Consider the following 16,483-nt stretch of genomic DNA (forward strand, 5'->3'; position numbering starts at 1 on the left):
GCTTTTCCGCATCTTCTGTCTCCTCGTTTCGAGAACAGGCTAACCTCAAACCGCGGACGTTTCAGGGGAGCAGGTCAGCTATGATCGCTGTCCGCAAACCTTCTTCTCAGCAATAGCACTCGCTGCGACCGTAATCTTCTGGCTTTGAGAGAGAACAACACTGTTGCGGCCAAAGCGATTGCGGAGAGGTAAGTCTCCGGGCACCTGTCGTAGCGTGTGGCAACACGTCTCCAGTCCTTCAGGCGACCGAACATGATCTCGATGCGATTGCGTCTTTTGTAGCGGTGCTTGTCTTAATTCACGGTCTTCTGGCGCGACTTCCGATCTAGGATGCAGGCTTTTATCCCTCTGTCCTGCAACGCTTTTCGCAGCCAGTCAGCATCATAACCCCGGTCCGCCAGGAACCAGTCAGCCTGCGGTAGGGTGTCCAGAAGCGCCGCCGCGCCGGTGTAATCGCTTACCTGGCCTGCTGACAGGAGAAGGCGGATAGGCCTGCCTTTTGCGTCAGTGACGGCGTGCAGCTTCGTGTTCATGCCGCCTTTTGTTCGACCGATTTGGCGAGCGCGCCCCCCCCCCCTTTTTCGCCCGTAAGCTGCAAGCCGTGCCATGCGCCTTCAGATAAGTGGCATCGATCATGATCGTCTTCGGATCGGTGCTTTCGGCGGCCAGACCGACCATGATCCGGGCGAAGACACCATTGCCACTCCAGCGCCTCCAGCGATTGTAGAGCGTCTTTGCTGGTCCGTGTTCATTTGGTGCATCGCACCATCGCAAGCCATTGCGATTGATGAAGATAATGCCGCTTAGCACCCGCAGGTCATCAACTGGCGGACGGCCATGGCTCTTGGGAAAGTAGGGGCGAAGGCGCGACATCTGCGCTTCCGTCGGCCAGAACAGGTTGCTCATTGATCAGGACTCCTTGCGGCAGCCAGAATCACGCAAAGGGCATAAAATCAATGGGTCTGGAGCCTATAGAACCGTGGGACACTTTGCCTGTAACCTCTTGAATCTAGAAAAGGCAACAAATTGGCCGCGTGGGACGCACTGGGACTGAAAACATCGCAAAATGCCTGATCTAAGCATCCCTTCACCCGCTCCAATCCTTCCCGACATCTATCTGATGCGCCACGGCGAAACCGCGTGGAACGTTCAGGGCCGCCTGCAGGGCGTCCTGGATTCGCCGCTGACGGATCGCGGCATCGAACAGGCCCGCCGCTTGGCCGAACTGTCAAACGGGATCGCGGGGCGTCGGATCAGCAGTCCGCAGGGCAGGGCAGTCGCCACCGCGCGCATCGCCTTCGGCCAAGACTTCGCCACAGACCCGCGCCTGTCCGAGATCGATGTCGGCCGGTTCACGGCGCAGCTTCTGTCGGACCTCCAGCCATCACACCCGGCGATCTTCACCGACGATTTCGGCTGGTACGACCGCTGCCCGGGCGGCGAGGGGTTCGCCCGGCTGGCCACCCGCTGCCGCAGCTTGCTGAACGATCTGGACGGGCCCGCGCTGATCGTCACGCACGGGGTCACGCTGCGGATGCTGCGGTGTCTGATCCTGGGGCTGCCGATCGACCGGATCGGGCAGGGCGAGGCACGACAGGGCGCGATCCATGCCTTCCGCCAGGGACGCGAAAGCCTGATCGCGGATTAGCCCTTGCAACGCGCCGCGATTTGCTTTTCACATGCGCCACGCTACGGATGGCCCGTTAGCTCAGTGGTAGAGCGTCCCGTTTACACCGGGCCGGTCGGGAGTTCGAATCTCTCACGGGCCACCATGCCGCAGGCAAATTCATTGACCTGACACCGACCTTTCGCCATCTGTTGTCTCGACCCGAAGGCGCGTGCCGCAGGATGCCGGCTGCCGACATTTCTTGACGACAGGACGATCATGCGGCGCTTCTTGAACAGCTCGACCCTTGTTTTCCTTGGCATCCTGGGGTTCCTGGTCTTCTGGATCGGCGGCGGCATGGCCACGCGCCAGGCCCCCGAACAGCGGCAAGAGGCCGAGATCCCCCCGCCCGAGGTCGCAGCCAGCACCAGCCGCGCGGAACGCATCCGACCCGAAAGCGTGCTTTTCGGCGACGTGGTTCCGAACCAGCGATCGGTCCTGCGCCCCCGCACCGGCGGCATCGTCGAAGAGATCGCGACCGAGGGAACCCGCGTCGCCAAGGGCGATCCGGTCGGGCGCATCTCGGCCGACGACCGCGAGGCCGCCTTGGCGCGCGCCCGGGCGGAACTGGCCGCGGCCGAGCGCGACTATGACGCGGCCGAGCGGCTGCGCGATCGCGGCGTCACCTCGGATGCCGAGGCCCGCAACCGCTTTGCCGCGCTGGAAAGCGCCCGCGCCGATCTTCGCGCCGCCGAGATCGAGCTGGAGAACACCAACCTGACCGCGCCCATCGCCGGCGTCGTCAGCGACGTTCCCGTCGAGATCGGCAGCTTCGTGCAGCCCGGCGGAGAGATCCTCGAGATCGTGAACAACGACCCCCTCAAGGTACGGATCCAGGTCCGCCAGTCCGAGATCACCTCGGTCAGCCTTGGCCAGACCGCCGAGGTCGAGTTCCAGGGCGACCGCATGGCCGAGGGTCGGGTGACCTTCATCTCGCCCGTGGCCGACAGCGAGACGCGGACCTTCAGGGTCGAGCTGGAGGTCCCGAACCCTGACAGCCGCACGCCGGCGGGGCTCGCGGCCAAGGTCCGCCTGCCGCTGCAGGAACGGGTGGCGCACCGCATCTCGCCCGCGCTGATCCGGCTGGACGATGCGGGGCGCATCGGCGTCTTCGCGGTGGCCGATGATGACGAGCATCTGCGCTTCCTGCCCGTCGACGTGGTTCAGGCACAGGCCGAGGCGATCTGGGTCACGGGCCTTCCCGAAACCGCGCGGATCGTGACGATTTCGCAGGGCGCACTGAGCGACGGGCAGCGCGCGCGCATCCGCGAGACGCCCGAGGAATATCGCGACGTCATCGGCGGAGATCAGGACGCGGGCGAGGCGGCCCGGCTGATCGGCGACGTGGCGGGGGACTGACCGATGCAGGGGATCATCGCCGCCGCCTTCACCCGCGTCAGGACCGTGATCCTGCTGATGATCGCGCTGCTGCTTTCGGGCTTCATGGCCTATCGCACGATCCCCAAGGAATCGATGCCCGAGGTCGACATCCCGATCTTCATCGTCAACGTCACCTATAGCGGCGTCAGCGCCGAGGATGCCGCGACCCTTCTGGCCGAACCGCTGGAACGCCAGATGAAGTCGCTGGACGGCCTGCGAGAGATGAAGGCCGTGGCCGCCGAGGGCTTTGCCTCGGTCACGCTGGAATTCGCGCCCGGCTTCGACCAGGCCGAGGCCGAGAAATCGGTAAAGGATGCCGCCGACGATGCGGAACCCGACATCCCGCCCGCCGCCGACGGTCCCTTCGTGCGAGAAATCGACCTGTCGATCTTTCCCATCTTGACCGTCGCGCTGTCGGGGCAGGTTCCCGAACGCGACCTGATCCGGCTGGGCCGCGACCTGTCCGACCGCATAGAAACCGTGTCGGGCGTCCTTCAGGCCGATCTGACCGGCGACCGAGAGGACCAGCTGGAGGTGCTGATCGACCCGATCGCGCTGGAGACCTATGGCATCGCGCCGGGGCAGCTGGCGCAGGCGGTGCAGGCCAACAACCAGCTGATCGCGGCGGGGTCCTTCGACAACGGCGCGGGGCGACTTGCAGTGTCGATCCCCGGCACGGTCGTGCAGCTGGACGAGATCATGTCCATCCCGGTGCTGGTCGACGGCAACACCGTGCTGCGCGTGCAGGACGTGGCCGAGGTCCGCCAGACCTTCAAGGACGCGACCAGCTTCGCGCGGATCGACGGCCAGCCCGCGCTGGCCATCGACGTGCGGAAATCGGCGGGCGCCAACATCATCGACACCGTGGCCGAGGTCCGCCAGGCGGTCGAGGAGATGTCCGCCGACTGGCCCCCGCAGGTGCAGGTGACCTTCCTGAACGACCAGTCGCAGGAAATGGTCGATCTGCTGTCCGACTTGCAGAACAACGTGATCGCGGCGGTCGTGCTGGTGATGCTGGTGACGGTGCTGTTCCTGGGCGTCCGCGCCTCGATGCTGGTCGCGGTGGCCATTCCGGGCGCGTTCCTGTCGGGCATCCTGATCATCTGGGCCCTGGGCTTCACGCTGAACGTCATCGTGCTATTCTCGTTGATCCTGGTCGTGGGGATGCTGGTCGACGGCGCCATCGTCGTGGTCGAACTGGGCGAACGCCTGATCGCGCAGGGCCACCGCAAGCGCGACGCCTTCCGCATGGCGGCGCAGCGCATGGCCTGGCCGATCATCGCCTCGACCGCGACGACGCTGGCGGTGTTCTTCCCGCTGCTGTTCTGGCCGGGGCTGGCGGGGCAGTTCATGTTCTACCTGCCCGCCACGATGATCGCGACGCTGATCATGTCGCTGATCATGGCGCTGGTCTTCGTGCCCGTGACCGGCACCGTGCTGGGCAAGGCGCAGGACCGCCTTCCCGAGGACGCACCCGACGAGATCCCGTCCGCGATCAACAGCCTGTCGCGCTGGACCATCGCGCGGCCCGGCCTGACGCTGGCGCTGTCGGCAGCGCTGATGGTCGCGGTCATCTTCGCCTATGCCCAGCTTGGCCGCGGGGTCGAGTTCTTTCCCGAAACCGATGCGGAACGCGCGCAGGTCCAGATCACGGCCTCGGGCAACCTGTCGGTGCGCGAATCCGATCAGCTGGTCCGGCTGGTCGAGGATCGCGTCAGCCGCATCGACGGGGTGGATCGCGTCTATGCCCGCACCATCGGCAGCGTCGAGGAACGCGTCCGCTCCAGCCTGCCAAGCGACGTGATCGGCCAGATCCAAGTCGAGTTCACGGACTGGCAGACCCGCGAACCCTCGGGGCAGGTGATCGAGGCGATGCGGCAGGCGGCCTCGGACGTGCCGGGCCTCGGCATCCAGGTCGAGGCCGCGGCATCTGGTCCCGCCGAGGCGCGTCCCGTCCAGGTCGAGGTTTCCGCCGACAGCCGCGAGGTCCTGCAGCTTGCCGCCGCCGAGATCGAGCGCCTGATGAAGGCGCAGGGCAGCTTCGTCGACATCCAGAACGACACGCCGCGCCCCAACCCCGAGATCCGCCTGTCCGTGGACCGCGAGGAATCGGCCCGCTATGGCGTGGACATGGACAGCATCGGCACCTCGGTCCAGCTGCTGACGACGGGGGTCAGCCTTGGCACCTATCTGCCCGATTTCGCCGACGAAGAGGTGGATATCGTCCTGCGATACCCGCCCGAGCAGCGCGATTTCGAGAACCTCGAAAGTTTGCGCGTCCGCGTCCAGTCCGGCGCGCAGGTGCCCATCAGCAACGTGACCGACATTCTGCCCGCGCCTGCGCCGACCGCGATCACCCGCATCGGTGCGAAGGAAACCCAGACCATCAGCGCCGATCTTGCGCCCGGCGCGACCTTGACCGCCGAACTGGCGCGCATCGACCAGACCGTCGGCGGGATGGAGCTGCCCCCCGGCGTCGATATCCGCTTCGGCGGCGAGGTCGAGGACCAGCAGGAGGCGATGACCTTCCTGTCGGGTGCCTTCGTCGCGGCGATCTTCCTGATGTTCCTGATCCTGCTGATCCAGATGAACAGCTTCTATCAGGCGGGGCTGGTCCTCTCGGCGATCATCTTCTCGATCGCGGGGGTCTTCCTCGGACTGATCGTCCGGCAAGAGGCGTTTTCCATCGTCATGAGCGGGATCGGCATCATGGCGCTGGCGGGTGTCGTGGTGAACAACAACATCATCCTGATCGACGCCTATAACGAGCATCGCGCCGCAGGGATCGACCCTGACCGCGCCGCGCGGCGGGCGGCGGCGGAACGCTTCCGCCCCGTGCTGCTGACGGCCACGACCACGGTGATCGGCCTCTTGCCGATGGTGATGGGGATGACGATCGATTTCGTCGGGCGCGATCTCTATTTCGGGGCGCCGTCGGGGCAGTTCTGGATCCAGCTGTCCACGGGCATCGCAGGCGGGCTGGTGGTGGCGACGGCGGTCACGCTGTTCCTGACGCCGACGCTTCTGGCATGGGACGGGCGTCGTCGCGTCGCCCGCGAGGGCCGGAGGGCGGCGCGTCGCAGCGCCGCCGCCCCGGCGGAATAGGCGTTACTGCAGCGCCTTGTCGGTGACGACCGTGGTAAATGCGCCCTCGGGCGCGGCCTCGATCACGGGGTCCGAACCGCCCGCCATCAGGATATCGACGGTGCGCTGGTAATCGGCCTGGTCCAGTGCGCCGTCCGAACCTTCGGTCAGCTTCGCGATCTCGGTCATCATGCGGGTCTGATGCTCCAGCGTCTGCGCGCCGGTCATGTCGTTGTCCAGCACGATCCCGGCAGCCTCTTCAGGGTTCGCGGCGGCGTATTCCCAGCCCTTCATGCTGGCGCGCACGAATTTCGCAAGCGCCTCGACCTTTTCCTCGTCCTGCAGCGTGGTTTCCAGTGCATAGAGGCCGTCCTCCAGCGTGGCGACGCCCTGGTCCTCGTACTTGAAGGTGATCAGGTCGTCGGGGGTCAGGCCCGCGTCGATCACCTGCCAGTATTCGTTATAGGTCATGGTGCTGATACAGGCCGCCTGCTTCTGCAGCAGCGGATCGACGTTGAAGCCCTGCTTGAGCACCGTCACGCCATCCTCGCCGCCCTCGGTCGACAGGCCGAGCGTGCTCATCCAGCTGAGGAACGGGTATTCGTTCCCCGAGAACCAGACGCCCAGGGTCTTGCCCGCGAAATCGGTCTCGGGGGTCTCGATGCCGGATTCCTTGAGACAGGTCAGCATCATGCCCGACGCCTTGAAGGGCTGGGCGATATTGACCAGCGGCAGGCCCTTTTCGCGGGCTGCCAGCGCGGCGGGCATCCATTCGACGATGACATCGGCCCCGCCGCCTGCCAGCACCTGCGTCGGCGCGATGTCCGGCCCGCCCGCAAGGATCGTCAGGTCAAGCCCTTCCTCGTCGTAGAAGCCCTTGGCCTCGGCGACGTAATACCCGGCGAACTGCGCCTGCGTGACCCATTTCAGCTGCAGCGTCAGCTCTTCCGCGGCGGCGGCGCTGCCCATGATCGCACATGCGACGCTGCCCAGCATGATCCGTTTCATCATCCGTCTCTCCTGTCCGAGTGGGGTCTCAGCCCCGGTTGTTGCGTTGCGAGGGGTGCCAGAAGGTCGCGCGACGCTCGATCAACGCGACGATGGCGTAGAAGCACGTGCCGGCAAGCGCCGCCACCACGATCTCGGCCCAGACAAGCGGCAGGTCCAGCCGTCCGACCGCGGTCGAGATGCGGAACCCCATGCCCTTGGTCGGGCTGCCGAAGAACTCGGCCACGATGGCGCCGATCAGGGCCAGCGTCGTGGTGATCTTCAGGCCGTTGAACAGGAAGGGCAGCGCGGCAGGCAGGCGCATCAGGATCAGCGACGCCCCATAGGGTGCGGCCCAGCTGGCCATCAGGTCGCGCTGCAGCGCATCGGTCGCCCGCAGCCCCGCGACCATGTTCACGAGGATGGGGAAAAAGACCATGACGACGACGACCGCTGCCTTGGAATGCCAGTCGAAGCCGAACCACATCACCAGGATGGGCGCGATGCCGACGATCGGCAGGGCTGCGACGAAATTGCCGATGGGCAACAGGCCCTTCTGCAGGAAGGGGCTGCGGTCGATGGCGATGGCCGCAAGGATCGCGGCTGCCGCGCCGATCACCCAGCCGGTCAGCGCCCCGCGCAGGATGGTCTGCACGAAATCCGTCACCAGCAGGCTGCGGTTCTGGACGATGCTGGCCGCGATCTGGCTGGGGGCGGGCAGGATGACGGCGGGCACCTCGTGGATGCGGACGGTCATCTCCCACAGCGCGATCAGGGTCAGGCCGAAGATCGCGGCCACCGCGGCGCGGCTTGTGCGCGTGTCGAAGCGCGCAAGCCAGAGGTTGATCGCCCAGCCGCCCAGCCAGACGCCGATGATGGGAAGCGTGCTCATGCGCGGTGCCCCATGCGTGCAAGGGTCGCGCGCTCGATGCGGGCGACGATGGCGACAAGGATCGCGGCAAGCGCGGCGGCGGTGAACAGCGCGGCCCAGATCTGCACGGTCTGCCCGTAGTAGCTGCCTGACAGCAGGCGCGCGCCCAGGCCTGCGGTCGCGCCTGCGGGCAACTCTCCGACGATGGTGCCGACAAGGGCGGCGGCGATGGCGACCTTCAGGCTGGCGAACAGATAGGGCAGGGACGACGGCAGGCGCAGGTGCCAGAAGATCTGCGTGCGGCTGGCGTTCCAGGACCGCATCTGGTCCATCTGCATCGCGTCGGGCGTACGCAGCCCCTTGACCATGCCGACCAGCACCGGAAAGAAGCTGAGCCACGCTGCGATGATCGCCTTGGGCAGCAGTCCCGTGATCCCCATCGAGGACAGGACGACGATCACCATCGGCGCGATTGCAAGGATCGGCACGGTCTGGCTGGCGACCGCCCAGGGCATCACGGACTGGTCCATGCTGCGGCTGTGCACGATGCCGATGGCAAGGGCGGTCCCCGCGACGGCGCCGATGCCGAAGCCCGCCAGCGTCGCGGACAGCGTCACCCAAGCATGCCAGACCAGGCTGCGCGGCGAGGTGATCTTCTGACCCGCAAGCCCCTGATAGAGGCCCGCCGCGACCTGGTGCGGCGCAGGCAGCACGGGGCGGTCCTGCGTCAGTGTCAGCCCGACCATCTGCATGACCGAAACCTGCGTGCCTGCGCGCGCTGCCTGATCACGCTCCCACCTGGCGTTCATGCTGATGGCCGCCGCGTACCAGATCGCGACGATCACCAGCAGCACGGTCGCGACGGGCAGGATGCCGCCCAGATCCGGGCGTGGCAGGCGAAGGCGGGGCATGGGCAGCGCTCCGTCAGTCATGGCCGTGGCCGTCGCGCAGGGCCTCGCGCACCTCGTGGGCAAGCGCGATGAATTCGGGCGTGTCGCGGATATCCAGCGGACGGTCGGCGGGCAGGGGGCTGTCGATGATCCGCGATATCCGCCCCGGACGCGGCGACATCACGACGATCCGGGTCGAGAGATAGACCGCCTCGGGGATGGAATGCGTGACGAAGCCGATGGTCTTGCCGGTCTTGCGCCACAATTGCAGCAGCGCCTCGTTCAGACGGTCGCGCACGATCTCGTCCAGCGCGCCGAAGGGTTCGTCCATCAGTAGGATGTCGGCATCGAAGGCCAGCGCCCGCGCGATCGAGGCGCGCTGCTGCATCCCCCCGGACAGCTGCCACGGATACTTGTTGCCGAAACCGCACAGCTCGACCAGGTCCAGAACGCGGGCGACCCTCTCGGCCCTTTCGGATTTCGAGAAGCCCATGATCTGCAGCGGAAGCGCGATGTTCCCCGCGATGGTGCGCCACGGAAACAGCCCCGGCGCCTGGAAGACATAGCCATAGGCCCGCGCGCGCCGCGCCGCGTCGGGATCGCGGCCCGCCACGCTGAGGCTGCCGCCGGTCGGCGTCTCCAGCGCGGCGATGCTGCGCAGCAGGGTCGTCTTGCCGCAACCCGAAGGCCCGATGAAGCTGACGAAATCGCCGCGTTCAATGGACAGGTTCACCGCGCTCAGGGCGTGGACCGGGCCATCCGCGGTCGGAAAGGTCAGGCTGACATTCTGCGCGTCGATCACGCTCATCCGGCGCTCCTTCGTTCGGGCCCAACGGGCATCGGTCATCCGCCCGGCGGAACGCGTCCCGCCGGTGGTTCAGGTCATCGGTGGGCAGTGCCCTCAGGTCACGATTTCTGCAGCATCCAGAACCGCGTGCAGCAGCACGTCACAACCCGCCTTCGCCCATTCGGGGCTGATCTCCTCGGCCTCGTTGTGCGACAGGCCGTCGACGCAGGGGCAGAAGATCATCGCGGTCGGTGCGACCTGGTTGATCCAGCATGCGTCATGGCCGGCGCCCGACACGATATCCATATGCGACAGCCCCAGCCGCTTCGCGGCGTCGCGGACCTTGCCGACAAGGGTCGGGTCGAAGGCCACGGGTTCGAAATGTCCGGTCACCTCGATCTTCAGGTCGAGGCCAAGTTCCTTTGCGATTTCAGTAGCCTCCGCCTCCAACATCGAACGCATCGAGGCCAGCTTGGCCGCGTCGGGGGTGCGGAAGTCGATGGTGAAGACCGCCTTGCCCGGAATGACGTTGCGGCTGTTGGGATAGAGGTTCGCCTGCCCGATCGCACCGACGGCATCGGGTTGATGGGCCATCGCGATGCGCTGCACGGCCTCGGTGATGCGCGCCATGCCAAGCCCTGCATTCACCCGCATCGCCATCGGCGTCGAGCCGGTATGCGCGTCCTTGCCGGTCAGCGTCAGTTCCAGCCACCACAGGCCCTGCCCGTGGGTGACGACGCCGATCTGCTTGCCCGCGGCCTCGAGGATCGGGCCCTGTTCGATATGGTATTCGAACATCGCGTGGATGCGCCGATCGCCCGGAACCTCGTCCCCGCGCCAGCCGATGCGGTCCAGCTCGGCGCCGAAGGTCTTGCCTTCGGCATCGGTGCGGCTGTTGGCGTAATCCTCGGAATGCATGCCCGCGAACACGCCGGAGGCCAGCATGGCGGGGGCGAAACGGGCGCCTTCCTCGTTGGTCCAGTTCACGACGACGATGGGGCGGCGGGTGCGGATGCCCATGTCGCGGATGGCGCGAACGACCTCCAGCCCGGCAAGAACGCCAAGCACGCCGTCATACTTGCCGCCGGTCGGCTGCGTGTCCAGGTGGCTGCCGACATAGATCGGGTCCAGCGCAGGCTCGGCCCCCTCGTGGCGCATGAACATGTTGCCCATCCGGTCCAGACCCATCGTCATGCCCGCATCGCGGCACCATTCGGCGAACAGCGCGCGACCGGCGGCGTCCTCGTCGGTCAGCGTCTGGCGGTTGTTGCCGCCCGCGATCCCCGGCCCGACCTGGGCCATCCGTTCCAGGCTGTCCCACAGGCGGTCGCCGTTTACGGTCATGTTCGCAGCCGTCATCACGGCGCTGTCTTCTTGCATTCCGGTCCCTTCCAGTGACCCGCCGCAGTCGCGGCGCAGGGTCGTCGTGAGGGCGGGCGGGATCGACCCGCCCGCCGGCGTTCAGGTCTTGAGAACCTCGGCCAGCGTACCGATCAGCTGGTCGATCTGCTGTTGCGAGATGATGAGCGGGGGCGACATGGCGATGATGTCGCCGGTGACGCGGATCAGGATGCCGGCCTCGTAGGCGCGGAGGAAGGCGTCGAAGGCGCGCTTGCCCGGCTGCCCTTCGATGGGGGCCAGCTCGACCGCGCCGATCAGGCCCATGTTGCGGATGTCGACCACGTTGGGCAGGTCGCGCAGGCCGTGCAGCGCCTCCTGCCAATAGGTTTCAAGCGTCGCGGCGCGGGTCAGCAGCCCTTCCTCGGCATAGGTGTCCAGCGTGGCGAGGCCCGCCGCACAGGCGATGGGGTTGCCGCTGTAGGTATAGCCGTGGAACAGCTCGATCATGTGATCGGGGCCCTGCATGAAGGCGTCGTGGATCTGGGGCGTGGTCAGCACCGCGCCCATCGGAATGACGCCGTTCGTCAGGCCCTTGGCGCAGGTGATCATGTCCGGCGTGACGCCGAAATGCTGCGCGGCAAAGGGGCTGCCCAGGCGACCGAAGCCGGTGATCACCTCGTCGAAGATCAGCAGGATGCCGTGCTTGCGGGTGATGTCGCGCAGGCGCTGCAGGTATCCCTTGGGCGGCATCAGCACGCCGGTCGATCCGGCCATCGGCTCGACGATGACTGCGGCGATGGTCTCGGCGCCGTGCAGCGCGACGATGCGTTCCAGTTCGTCTGCAAGATGCGCGCCGTGGTCGGGCTGACCCTTGGTGAAGCTGTTCTCGGGCAGATGCGTGTGGGGCAGGTGATCGACGCCCGCCAGAAGCGATCCGAAATGCCTGCGGTTGTTGACGATCCCGCCGACCGAGATGCCGCCGAACCCGACGCCGTGATAGCCACGCTCTCGCCCGATCAGGCGCGTCCGCGAGGCATCGCCCCGTGCGCGGTGATAAGCCAGCGCGATCTTCAGCGCGGTATCGACCGCCTCGCTGCCCGAATTGCAGTAGAAGACGTGCTCCATACCTTCGGGGGCGACGTCGACGATGCGGTTCGCCAGCTCGAACGCCAGCGGGTGGCCCATCTGGAATGCCGGGGCATAGTCCATCTCGGCGACCTGTTTCTGGACCGCCTCGGTGATCTTCGGGCGGCAATGGCCCGCATTACAGCACCACAGGCCCGCGGTCCCGTCCAGGATCTGTCGCCCGTCCGCCGAGGTGTAGTGCATGTCCTGCGCCGAGACCAACATCCGCGGATCGGACTTGAACTGACGGTTGGAAGTGAAGGGCATCCAGAACGCATTCAGGTCGTTCGGTGCGGGCTTGCGGTCAAGCGGCATGAATTCAAACCTCGGAAATTATTGACCAATTGGTCAGGGTCACGCTAGCACGGGGCAAAGGTCAGTCAAGAAACCCCGACCTTGCGGTGACGGCTGTTTCCAAACTGCCCGTTTCGCGATCATGCCAGAGCAGGAGCGGCAATGACAAACGGCAAAAAGCCCCCGATGACGCGCATTCAGCAGAAGAATCGGCAGCTGATCCTGGATGGCGCGCTTGGGGTGTTTGCCGGAAACGGCTTTCGCGGGGCGACGATCGACCAGATCGCGCAGGCCGCCGGGCTGTCGAAGCCGAACGTGCTGTATTATTTCCGGTCGAAGGACGAGATCCACAAGACGCTGCTGACGCGGCTTCTGGACATGTGGCTTGCGCCGCTATCGCGCTTCGACCCGGACGGCGATCCGTTGGAGGAGGTGCTGACCTATGTCCGCGCCAAGCTGCACATGTCGCGCGATTATCCGCGCGAAAGCAGGCTGTTCGCGAACGAGATCCTGCAGGGTGCGCCGCATCTGACCGAAGTGCTGGAGGAGGATCTGAAGACGATCGTCGACCGCGCCGTGGTGGTCATCGCCGCGTGGATGGACCAAGGAAGGTTGGCGCAGGTCGCGCCGCATCACCTGATCTTCTCGATCTGGTCGATGACGCAGCACTATGCGGATTTCGACGTGCAGGTGCGAGCGGTGCTCGGCCCTGGACATGATCCGTTCGACGAGGCCGAGCAGTTCCTCGATCAGCTGTATCGCAAGATGCTGGCGGTCTAGGCCGCGGTGGGGCTGGTCTCCAGAAGCAGGCCCGCCTGCTCGATCAGCACGAGGTTTTCCTTGGCCGAGGCGATCAGGTCCATGCGTTCGCCCGAGGCCCAATCCTTGGCGGCGGCATTCGTCGCCGCGATGACGGCAGCGGCCAGGATCTCGATGATGCGGGGGTCGGAACCGGGCGCGCGACGGTGCAGCAGGCCCCGCATCTGCGCGCGGCGTGCCAGCATCGCACTGTTGCGCAGGGCGTTCAGCTTGGGGTCGCTGTCGCTGAGTTCGAGGATATGGGCGAAGATCTCGCGCTCTTCCAGGAAGCGCTTCAGATGCGCCTCGATCAGGCGGGACAAATCGTCGATCAGCTTCCCCGTGCCCTGCACGAAGACCTCGGACGCGTCGGACGGATAATCCGGCGGCGGACCCATCAACGCCGCTTCCTTGTAGGCATAGTAGTTGAAGAAACTGCGGGTGCTGATGCCAGCTTCCTTGGCGATCGCCTCGGTCGTGACATTGCTCAGCCCATCGCGGACCGCAAGCTCCACGGCAGCGAACTGGATCTTCTTCGCGGTGCGAAAGCGACGGGTGGTCTGGGGGCTCATTCTTAACCCTTCACATTTGTTATGTCTTCAGGGTGACTTGAGCGGGGCGCTAACGCAAGCAAGATTATCGCTGGCATTTGTTATCACGAAGAAAAACGCCGCCCGCATCGGCGGATGGCGTTTTGGCGATCACGCCTGTCGGTGCGATCAGCGGCCCCAGGTACGGACCGGACCGCAATCCATGTGCACGAAGTTCGAACCGCTGTAGCGGCCGACGCCACCCGCGCGGCACGCGACAGCCGCCTGGTACATCTGCGCGACCGAACGCGACTTCAGTCGCAGGTCGGCGGCCTTGCCGGTCATGTGCAACGAGTTGCGCGCGACGCCGCTGGATTGCCGACGCAGCATCGCGTTGGTCCGGGGCGAGCGGTAGCCCGACAGCATCATGTAGGGTTCGTTCGTCTGCATCAGCCGCGAGGATGCCGCCGCCACGTCGATCATGCGGGGATCCATGCCGATCGCCTCGCCCGTGCGCCAGTCGCGCATGAAGACGTTGATCTCGTTCAGGGCTTCGCGGATGTACTTGCCATCCACCCAGTACACGGTGTCGATGCTTTCGCCGGTGCGGCCGGAATACATCCGGACGCGGCGCATGTCGCCGGCACCGCGAAGGAAACCGAAGGCATTGGCCATCACCGGTGCCGCAGCCACGCTGGTCGCCGCGAAAGCACCCAGAAGGCCGCGACGGGAGATAAGGTCCATTGTCATGTCAGATCGCCTGTCCTGCTTCGTTCTTCGGCGCGCGGATTGCCGCGGCCCGTCGGGTTTAGCCCCGACTTCCTAACAATATGTCAAAATTCGGTGCGTCAGGAAACTGTTTCTGCGCAATCTGCATGACTTCCGCCGATGGGTCGGCGGGATTTCGCCGAAGGGTTGTGCGGCCACAGTTCGAGGTTCTTTTGTGACATTTGCGCAACGGCATGAGCTTGCTGAGTTTTCCGCTCGGTACCCATGCTGGTTGCCGGAACGTTCACATGAGAGAATGGCGATGTATCAAGGGGCATTCTGGTATGCGGTTCGCGACGAAACTGGTTCTCTCGGCATTTCTTGGCACGGTCGCGGCCGTCCCGTTGCCTGCTTTTGCTCAGAAGAACGTGATCTCGGTCACGGCTGCGGTCTCGCCGCGGCTGAACTTCTCGGCTGCCCAGATGGCGCTTGCGACCGAGGTTGCGGGCGACCCGGACCTTGCGGCCTTCTATGGCGCGAACGGCCTCGAGCGCGTCTTCACGGGGCAGGGCGGTGCGCCCCTGCGCGCGGCGCTGCGCCAGGCTGTTGCGGCGATGCCCGCCCATGGCATCCCCTCGGGCCGCTATGACGACGACCTGATCGGCCCGCCCCGCGATGCGATCAGCGCCGAGCTGATCCATGCCCGCCGTGCCGCGATGCTGCTGCGCGACCTGTCGGGGGGCGTGCTGGACGCGAACCGCGTCGACCCCGAGATCAAGCGCAGCCGCGCCGACATCTCGGTGGCCGAGGACATGCAGCGCGTTGCCGCCAGCAGCGACCCCTTTGCCGCGATCATGCAGGCCGCGCCGCGTCATCCGGCCTATGCCCAGTTGCAGCAGGCACTGACCGGCCCCGAGGAACTGAAGGTGCCCGCCGATCTTGCGCCCGTTCCCGACGGCATCTGGCGCGAGGGTAACGCAGGCCCCGCGGTGGCCGCGCTGCGCCGCAGGCTGGGCGCGATCGGGTTCGGGTCGGGCGATTCCGAAGCCTTCGACGCGTCGCTGGCTCAGGCGGTCGCCGAATACCAGCGTGCGATGGGCCTTGGCGCGGACGGCATCGCGGGGCCGCGCACCATCCGCGCGATCAACGGCGGCGGTGCTGTCGCCCCCGAACGCCGCCGCGCGATCCTGATCGCGATGGAGCGCCTGCGCTGGATGGGCGACGCGTCCTTCGACGGCCGCTATATCTGGGTCAACATTCCCGAATTCAGCACCACCGTCATCGAGAACGGGCAAGAGATCTTCCGCACCCGCAGCGTCGTCGGCAAGGATCGCGAGAATTGGCGCACGCCCGAATTCTCGGACATGATGGCCAACGTGGTGGTCAATCCCAGCTGGAATGTGCCGCGCTCGATCACGGTGCGGGATTACCTGCCGCGGCTTCAGGCCAACCGGCACGCGCTGTCGCATCTGGACGTGATCGACCGCCGGGGCCGCGTCGTGGATCGCAACAGTGTCGATTTCGCTGCCTATGACGAACGCAGCTTCCCCTTCCGGCTGCGCCAGAACCCGAGCGACGACAATGCCCTGGGCACGGTCAAGTTCATCTTCCCGAACAAGTGGAACATCTATCTGCACGACACGCCGTCGAAGCACCTGTTCGGCAACCGCGTGCGGGCCGAGTCGAACGGCTGCATCCGCTTGGGCGACCCGCAGGATTTCGCGCGCCTGCTGCTGGAACCGCAGGTCAGTGACGCTGCTGCGACCTTCCAGAACGCGCGCGACAGCGGGCAGGAACGCTGGCTGCGGCTGAAGCCCGCCGTGCCGGTGCATCTCGTCTATTTCACCGCGTGGCCTGACGGTCGGGGCGGGATCGAGATGCATCGCGACGTCTATGGCCGCGATGCGCGGATCTGGCGGGCGATGGTCCGCGAGGGCTTCGACGACGGGACTACGTGACGGCGGGGCTGCCGCTTTCGCTGGCACGGGGCGCCCAAACGCGGTAATCCCCGGACCAGAAGGA

The 16,483-nt window shown here is 65.9% G+C and carries 13 protein-coding genes, 1 tRNA gene and 1 pseudogene; 6 read left to right on the forward strand and 9 right to left on the reverse strand.

All coding sequences use genetic code 11. The features are described from left to right. Nucleotides 1-146: 146 nt before the first annotated feature. Nucleotides 147-906 (reverse strand): annotated as a pseudogene (locus QMZ16_RS10425) (IS5 family transposase); the annotation flags it as partial. A 160-nt stretch (nucleotides 907-1,066) separates the two neighbouring features. Between QMZ16_RS10425 and QMZ16_RS10430 the strand changes: the two are divergent. The 4 genes from QMZ16_RS10430 (at nucleotide 1,067) to QMZ16_RS10445 (ending at nucleotide 6,151) form a co-directional block, all read left to right on the forward strand. Continuing rightward, entirely contained in the window at nucleotides 1,067-1,648 is a 582-nt protein-coding gene (locus QMZ16_RS10430; protein ID WP_282603204.1) for a histidine phosphatase family protein, read from the forward strand. Between the two features lie 49 nt (nucleotides 1,649-1,697). After that, nucleotides 1,698-1,772 (forward strand) — tRNA-Val (locus QMZ16_RS10435). A 113-nt stretch (nucleotides 1,773-1,885) separates the two neighbouring features. Beyond that, nucleotides 1,886-3,025, forward strand: a complete 1,140-nt coding sequence (locus QMZ16_RS10440; protein WP_282603205.1) for an efflux RND transporter periplasmic adaptor subunit — start codon at nucleotides 1,886-1,888, stop codon at nucleotides 3,023-3,025. Between the two features lie 3 nt (nucleotides 3,026-3,028). Next, nucleotides 3,029-6,151 (forward strand): efflux RND transporter permease subunit, encoded by a 3,123-nt coding sequence (locus QMZ16_RS10445; RefSeq protein ID WP_282603206.1) that lies wholly within the window; start codon nucleotides 3,029-3,031, stop codon nucleotides 6,149-6,151. A 3-nt stretch (nucleotides 6,152-6,154) separates the two neighbouring features. Here the strand turns inward: QMZ16_RS10445 and QMZ16_RS10450 are convergent, their stop codons facing one another. From QMZ16_RS10450 to QMZ16_RS10475, 6 genes are all read right to left on the reverse strand, one after another. Next, nucleotides 6,155-7,138: an ABC transporter substrate-binding protein gene (locus tag QMZ16_RS10450; RefSeq protein ID WP_282603280.1), complete on the reverse strand. Its 984-nt coding sequence runs from the start codon at nucleotides 7,136-7,138 to the stop codon at nucleotides 6,155-6,157. Nucleotides 7,139-7,166: 28 nt separating this feature from the next. After that, complete coding sequence (locus QMZ16_RS10455) at nucleotides 7,167-8,009, reverse strand: ABC transporter permease (protein WP_282603207.1); 843 nt, start codon at nucleotides 8,007-8,009, stop codon at nucleotides 7,167-7,169. Beyond that, nucleotides 8,006-8,869, reverse strand: a complete 864-nt coding sequence (locus QMZ16_RS10460; RefSeq protein ID WP_282603281.1) for an ABC transporter permease — start codon at nucleotides 8,867-8,869, stop codon at nucleotides 8,006-8,008. Before QMZ16_RS10460 ends, QMZ16_RS10455 begins: the two co-directional genes overlap by 4 nt. 43 nt (nucleotides 8,870-8,912) lie before the next feature. Further along, on the reverse strand, nucleotides 8,913-9,686 hold the full coding sequence (locus QMZ16_RS10465; protein WP_348984663.1) for an ABC transporter ATP-binding protein: 774 nt from the start codon (nucleotides 9,684-9,686) through the stop codon (nucleotides 8,913-8,915). Nucleotides 9,687-9,779: 93 nt separating this feature from the next. Then, nucleotides 9,780-11,024, reverse strand: coding sequence for a Zn-dependent hydrolase (locus QMZ16_RS10470; RefSeq protein ID WP_282603282.1), 1,245 nt, complete (start codon nucleotides 11,022-11,024; stop codon nucleotides 9,780-9,782). A gap of 102 nt (nucleotides 11,025-11,126) precedes the next feature. Then, on the reverse strand, nucleotides 11,127-12,446 hold the full coding sequence (locus QMZ16_RS10475) for an aspartate aminotransferase family protein (RefSeq protein ID WP_282603209.1): 1,320 nt from the start codon (nucleotides 12,444-12,446) through the stop codon (nucleotides 11,127-11,129). A gap of 165 nt (nucleotides 12,447-12,611) precedes the next feature. Here QMZ16_RS10475 and QMZ16_RS10480 point away from each other — a divergent pair, with 165 nt between their 5' ends. After that, nucleotides 12,612-13,205, forward strand: a complete 594-nt coding sequence (locus QMZ16_RS10480) for a TetR family transcriptional regulator C-terminal domain-containing protein (protein ID WP_022707664.1) — start codon at nucleotides 12,612-12,614, stop codon at nucleotides 13,203-13,205. On the opposite strand, the gene QMZ16_RS10485 is transcribed toward QMZ16_RS10480, so the two are convergent. Continuing rightward, the gene (locus QMZ16_RS10485) at nucleotides 13,202-13,795 is read right to left on the reverse strand and encodes a helix-turn-helix domain-containing protein (protein WP_282603210.1); all 594 of its coding nucleotides are present in this window, start codon (nucleotides 13,793-13,795) and stop codon (nucleotides 13,202-13,204) included. The genes QMZ16_RS10480 and QMZ16_RS10485 overlap by 4 nt on opposite strands. A gap of 147 nt (nucleotides 13,796-13,942) precedes the next feature. Continuing rightward, nucleotides 13,943-14,503 carry a DUF882 domain-containing protein gene (locus tag QMZ16_RS10490; RefSeq protein ID WP_028725853.1) on the reverse strand — a complete coding sequence of 187 codons (561 nt, stop codon included), beginning with the start codon at nucleotides 14,501-14,503 and terminating at the stop codon, nucleotides 13,943-13,945. A 362-nt stretch (nucleotides 14,504-14,865) separates the two neighbouring features. On the opposite strand from QMZ16_RS10490, the gene QMZ16_RS10495 reads away from it, so the two are divergent. After that, nucleotides 14,866-16,419 (forward strand): L,D-transpeptidase family protein, encoded by a 1,554-nt coding sequence (locus QMZ16_RS10495; RefSeq protein ID WP_282603211.1) that lies wholly within the window; start codon nucleotides 14,866-14,868, stop codon nucleotides 16,417-16,419. The last annotated feature ends 64 nt before the right edge of the window (nucleotides 16,420-16,483 follow it).

Source organism: Paracoccus sp. PARArs4 (assembly GCF_947311865.1).
Lineage (GTDB): Bacteria > Pseudomonadota > Alphaproteobacteria > Rhodobacterales > Rhodobacteraceae > Paracoccus > Paracoccus zeaxanthinifaciens.

Bases quoted from the DNA above. Each gene is read 5' to 3' on its own strand.
- QMZ16_RS10430 (WP_282603204.1), top strand. From the start codon at position 1,067: ATGCCTGATCTAAGCATCCCTTCACCCGCTCCAATCCTTCCCGACATC.
- QMZ16_RS10440 (WP_282603205.1), top strand. From the start codon at position 1,886: ATGCGGCGCTTCTTGAACAGCTCGACCCTTGTTTTCCTTGGCATCCTG.
- QMZ16_RS10445 (WP_282603206.1), top strand. From the start codon at position 3,029: ATGCAGGGGATCATCGCCGCCGCCTTCACCCGCGTCAGGACCGTGATC.
- QMZ16_RS10450 (WP_282603280.1), bottom strand. From the start codon at position 7,138: ATGAAACGGATCATGCTGGGCAGCGTCGCATGTGCGATCATGGGCAGC.
- QMZ16_RS10455 (WP_282603207.1), bottom strand. From the start codon at position 8,009: ATGAGCACGCTTCCCATCATCGGCGTCTGGCTGGGCGGCTGGGCGATC.
- QMZ16_RS10465 (WP_348984663.1), bottom strand. From the start codon at position 9,686: ATGAGCGTGATCGACGCGCAGAATGTCAGCCTGACCTTTCCGACCGCG.
- QMZ16_RS10470 (WP_282603282.1), bottom strand. From the start codon at position 11,024: ATGACGGCTGCGAACATGACCGTAAACGGCGACCGCCTGTGGGACAGC.
- QMZ16_RS10475 (WP_282603209.1), bottom strand. From the start codon at position 12,446: ATGCCGCTTGACCGCAAGCCCGCACCGAACGACCTGAATGCGTTCTGG.
- QMZ16_RS10480 (WP_022707664.1), top strand. From the start codon at position 12,612: ATGACGCGCATTCAGCAGAAGAATCGGCAGCTGATCCTGGATGGCGCG.
- QMZ16_RS10485 (WP_282603210.1), bottom strand. From the start codon at position 13,795: ATGAGCCCCCAGACCACCCGTCGCTTTCGCACCGCGAAGAAGATCCAG.
- QMZ16_RS10490 (WP_028725853.1), bottom strand. From the start codon at position 14,503: ATGACAATGGACCTTATCTCCCGTCGCGGCCTTCTGGGTGCTTTCGCG.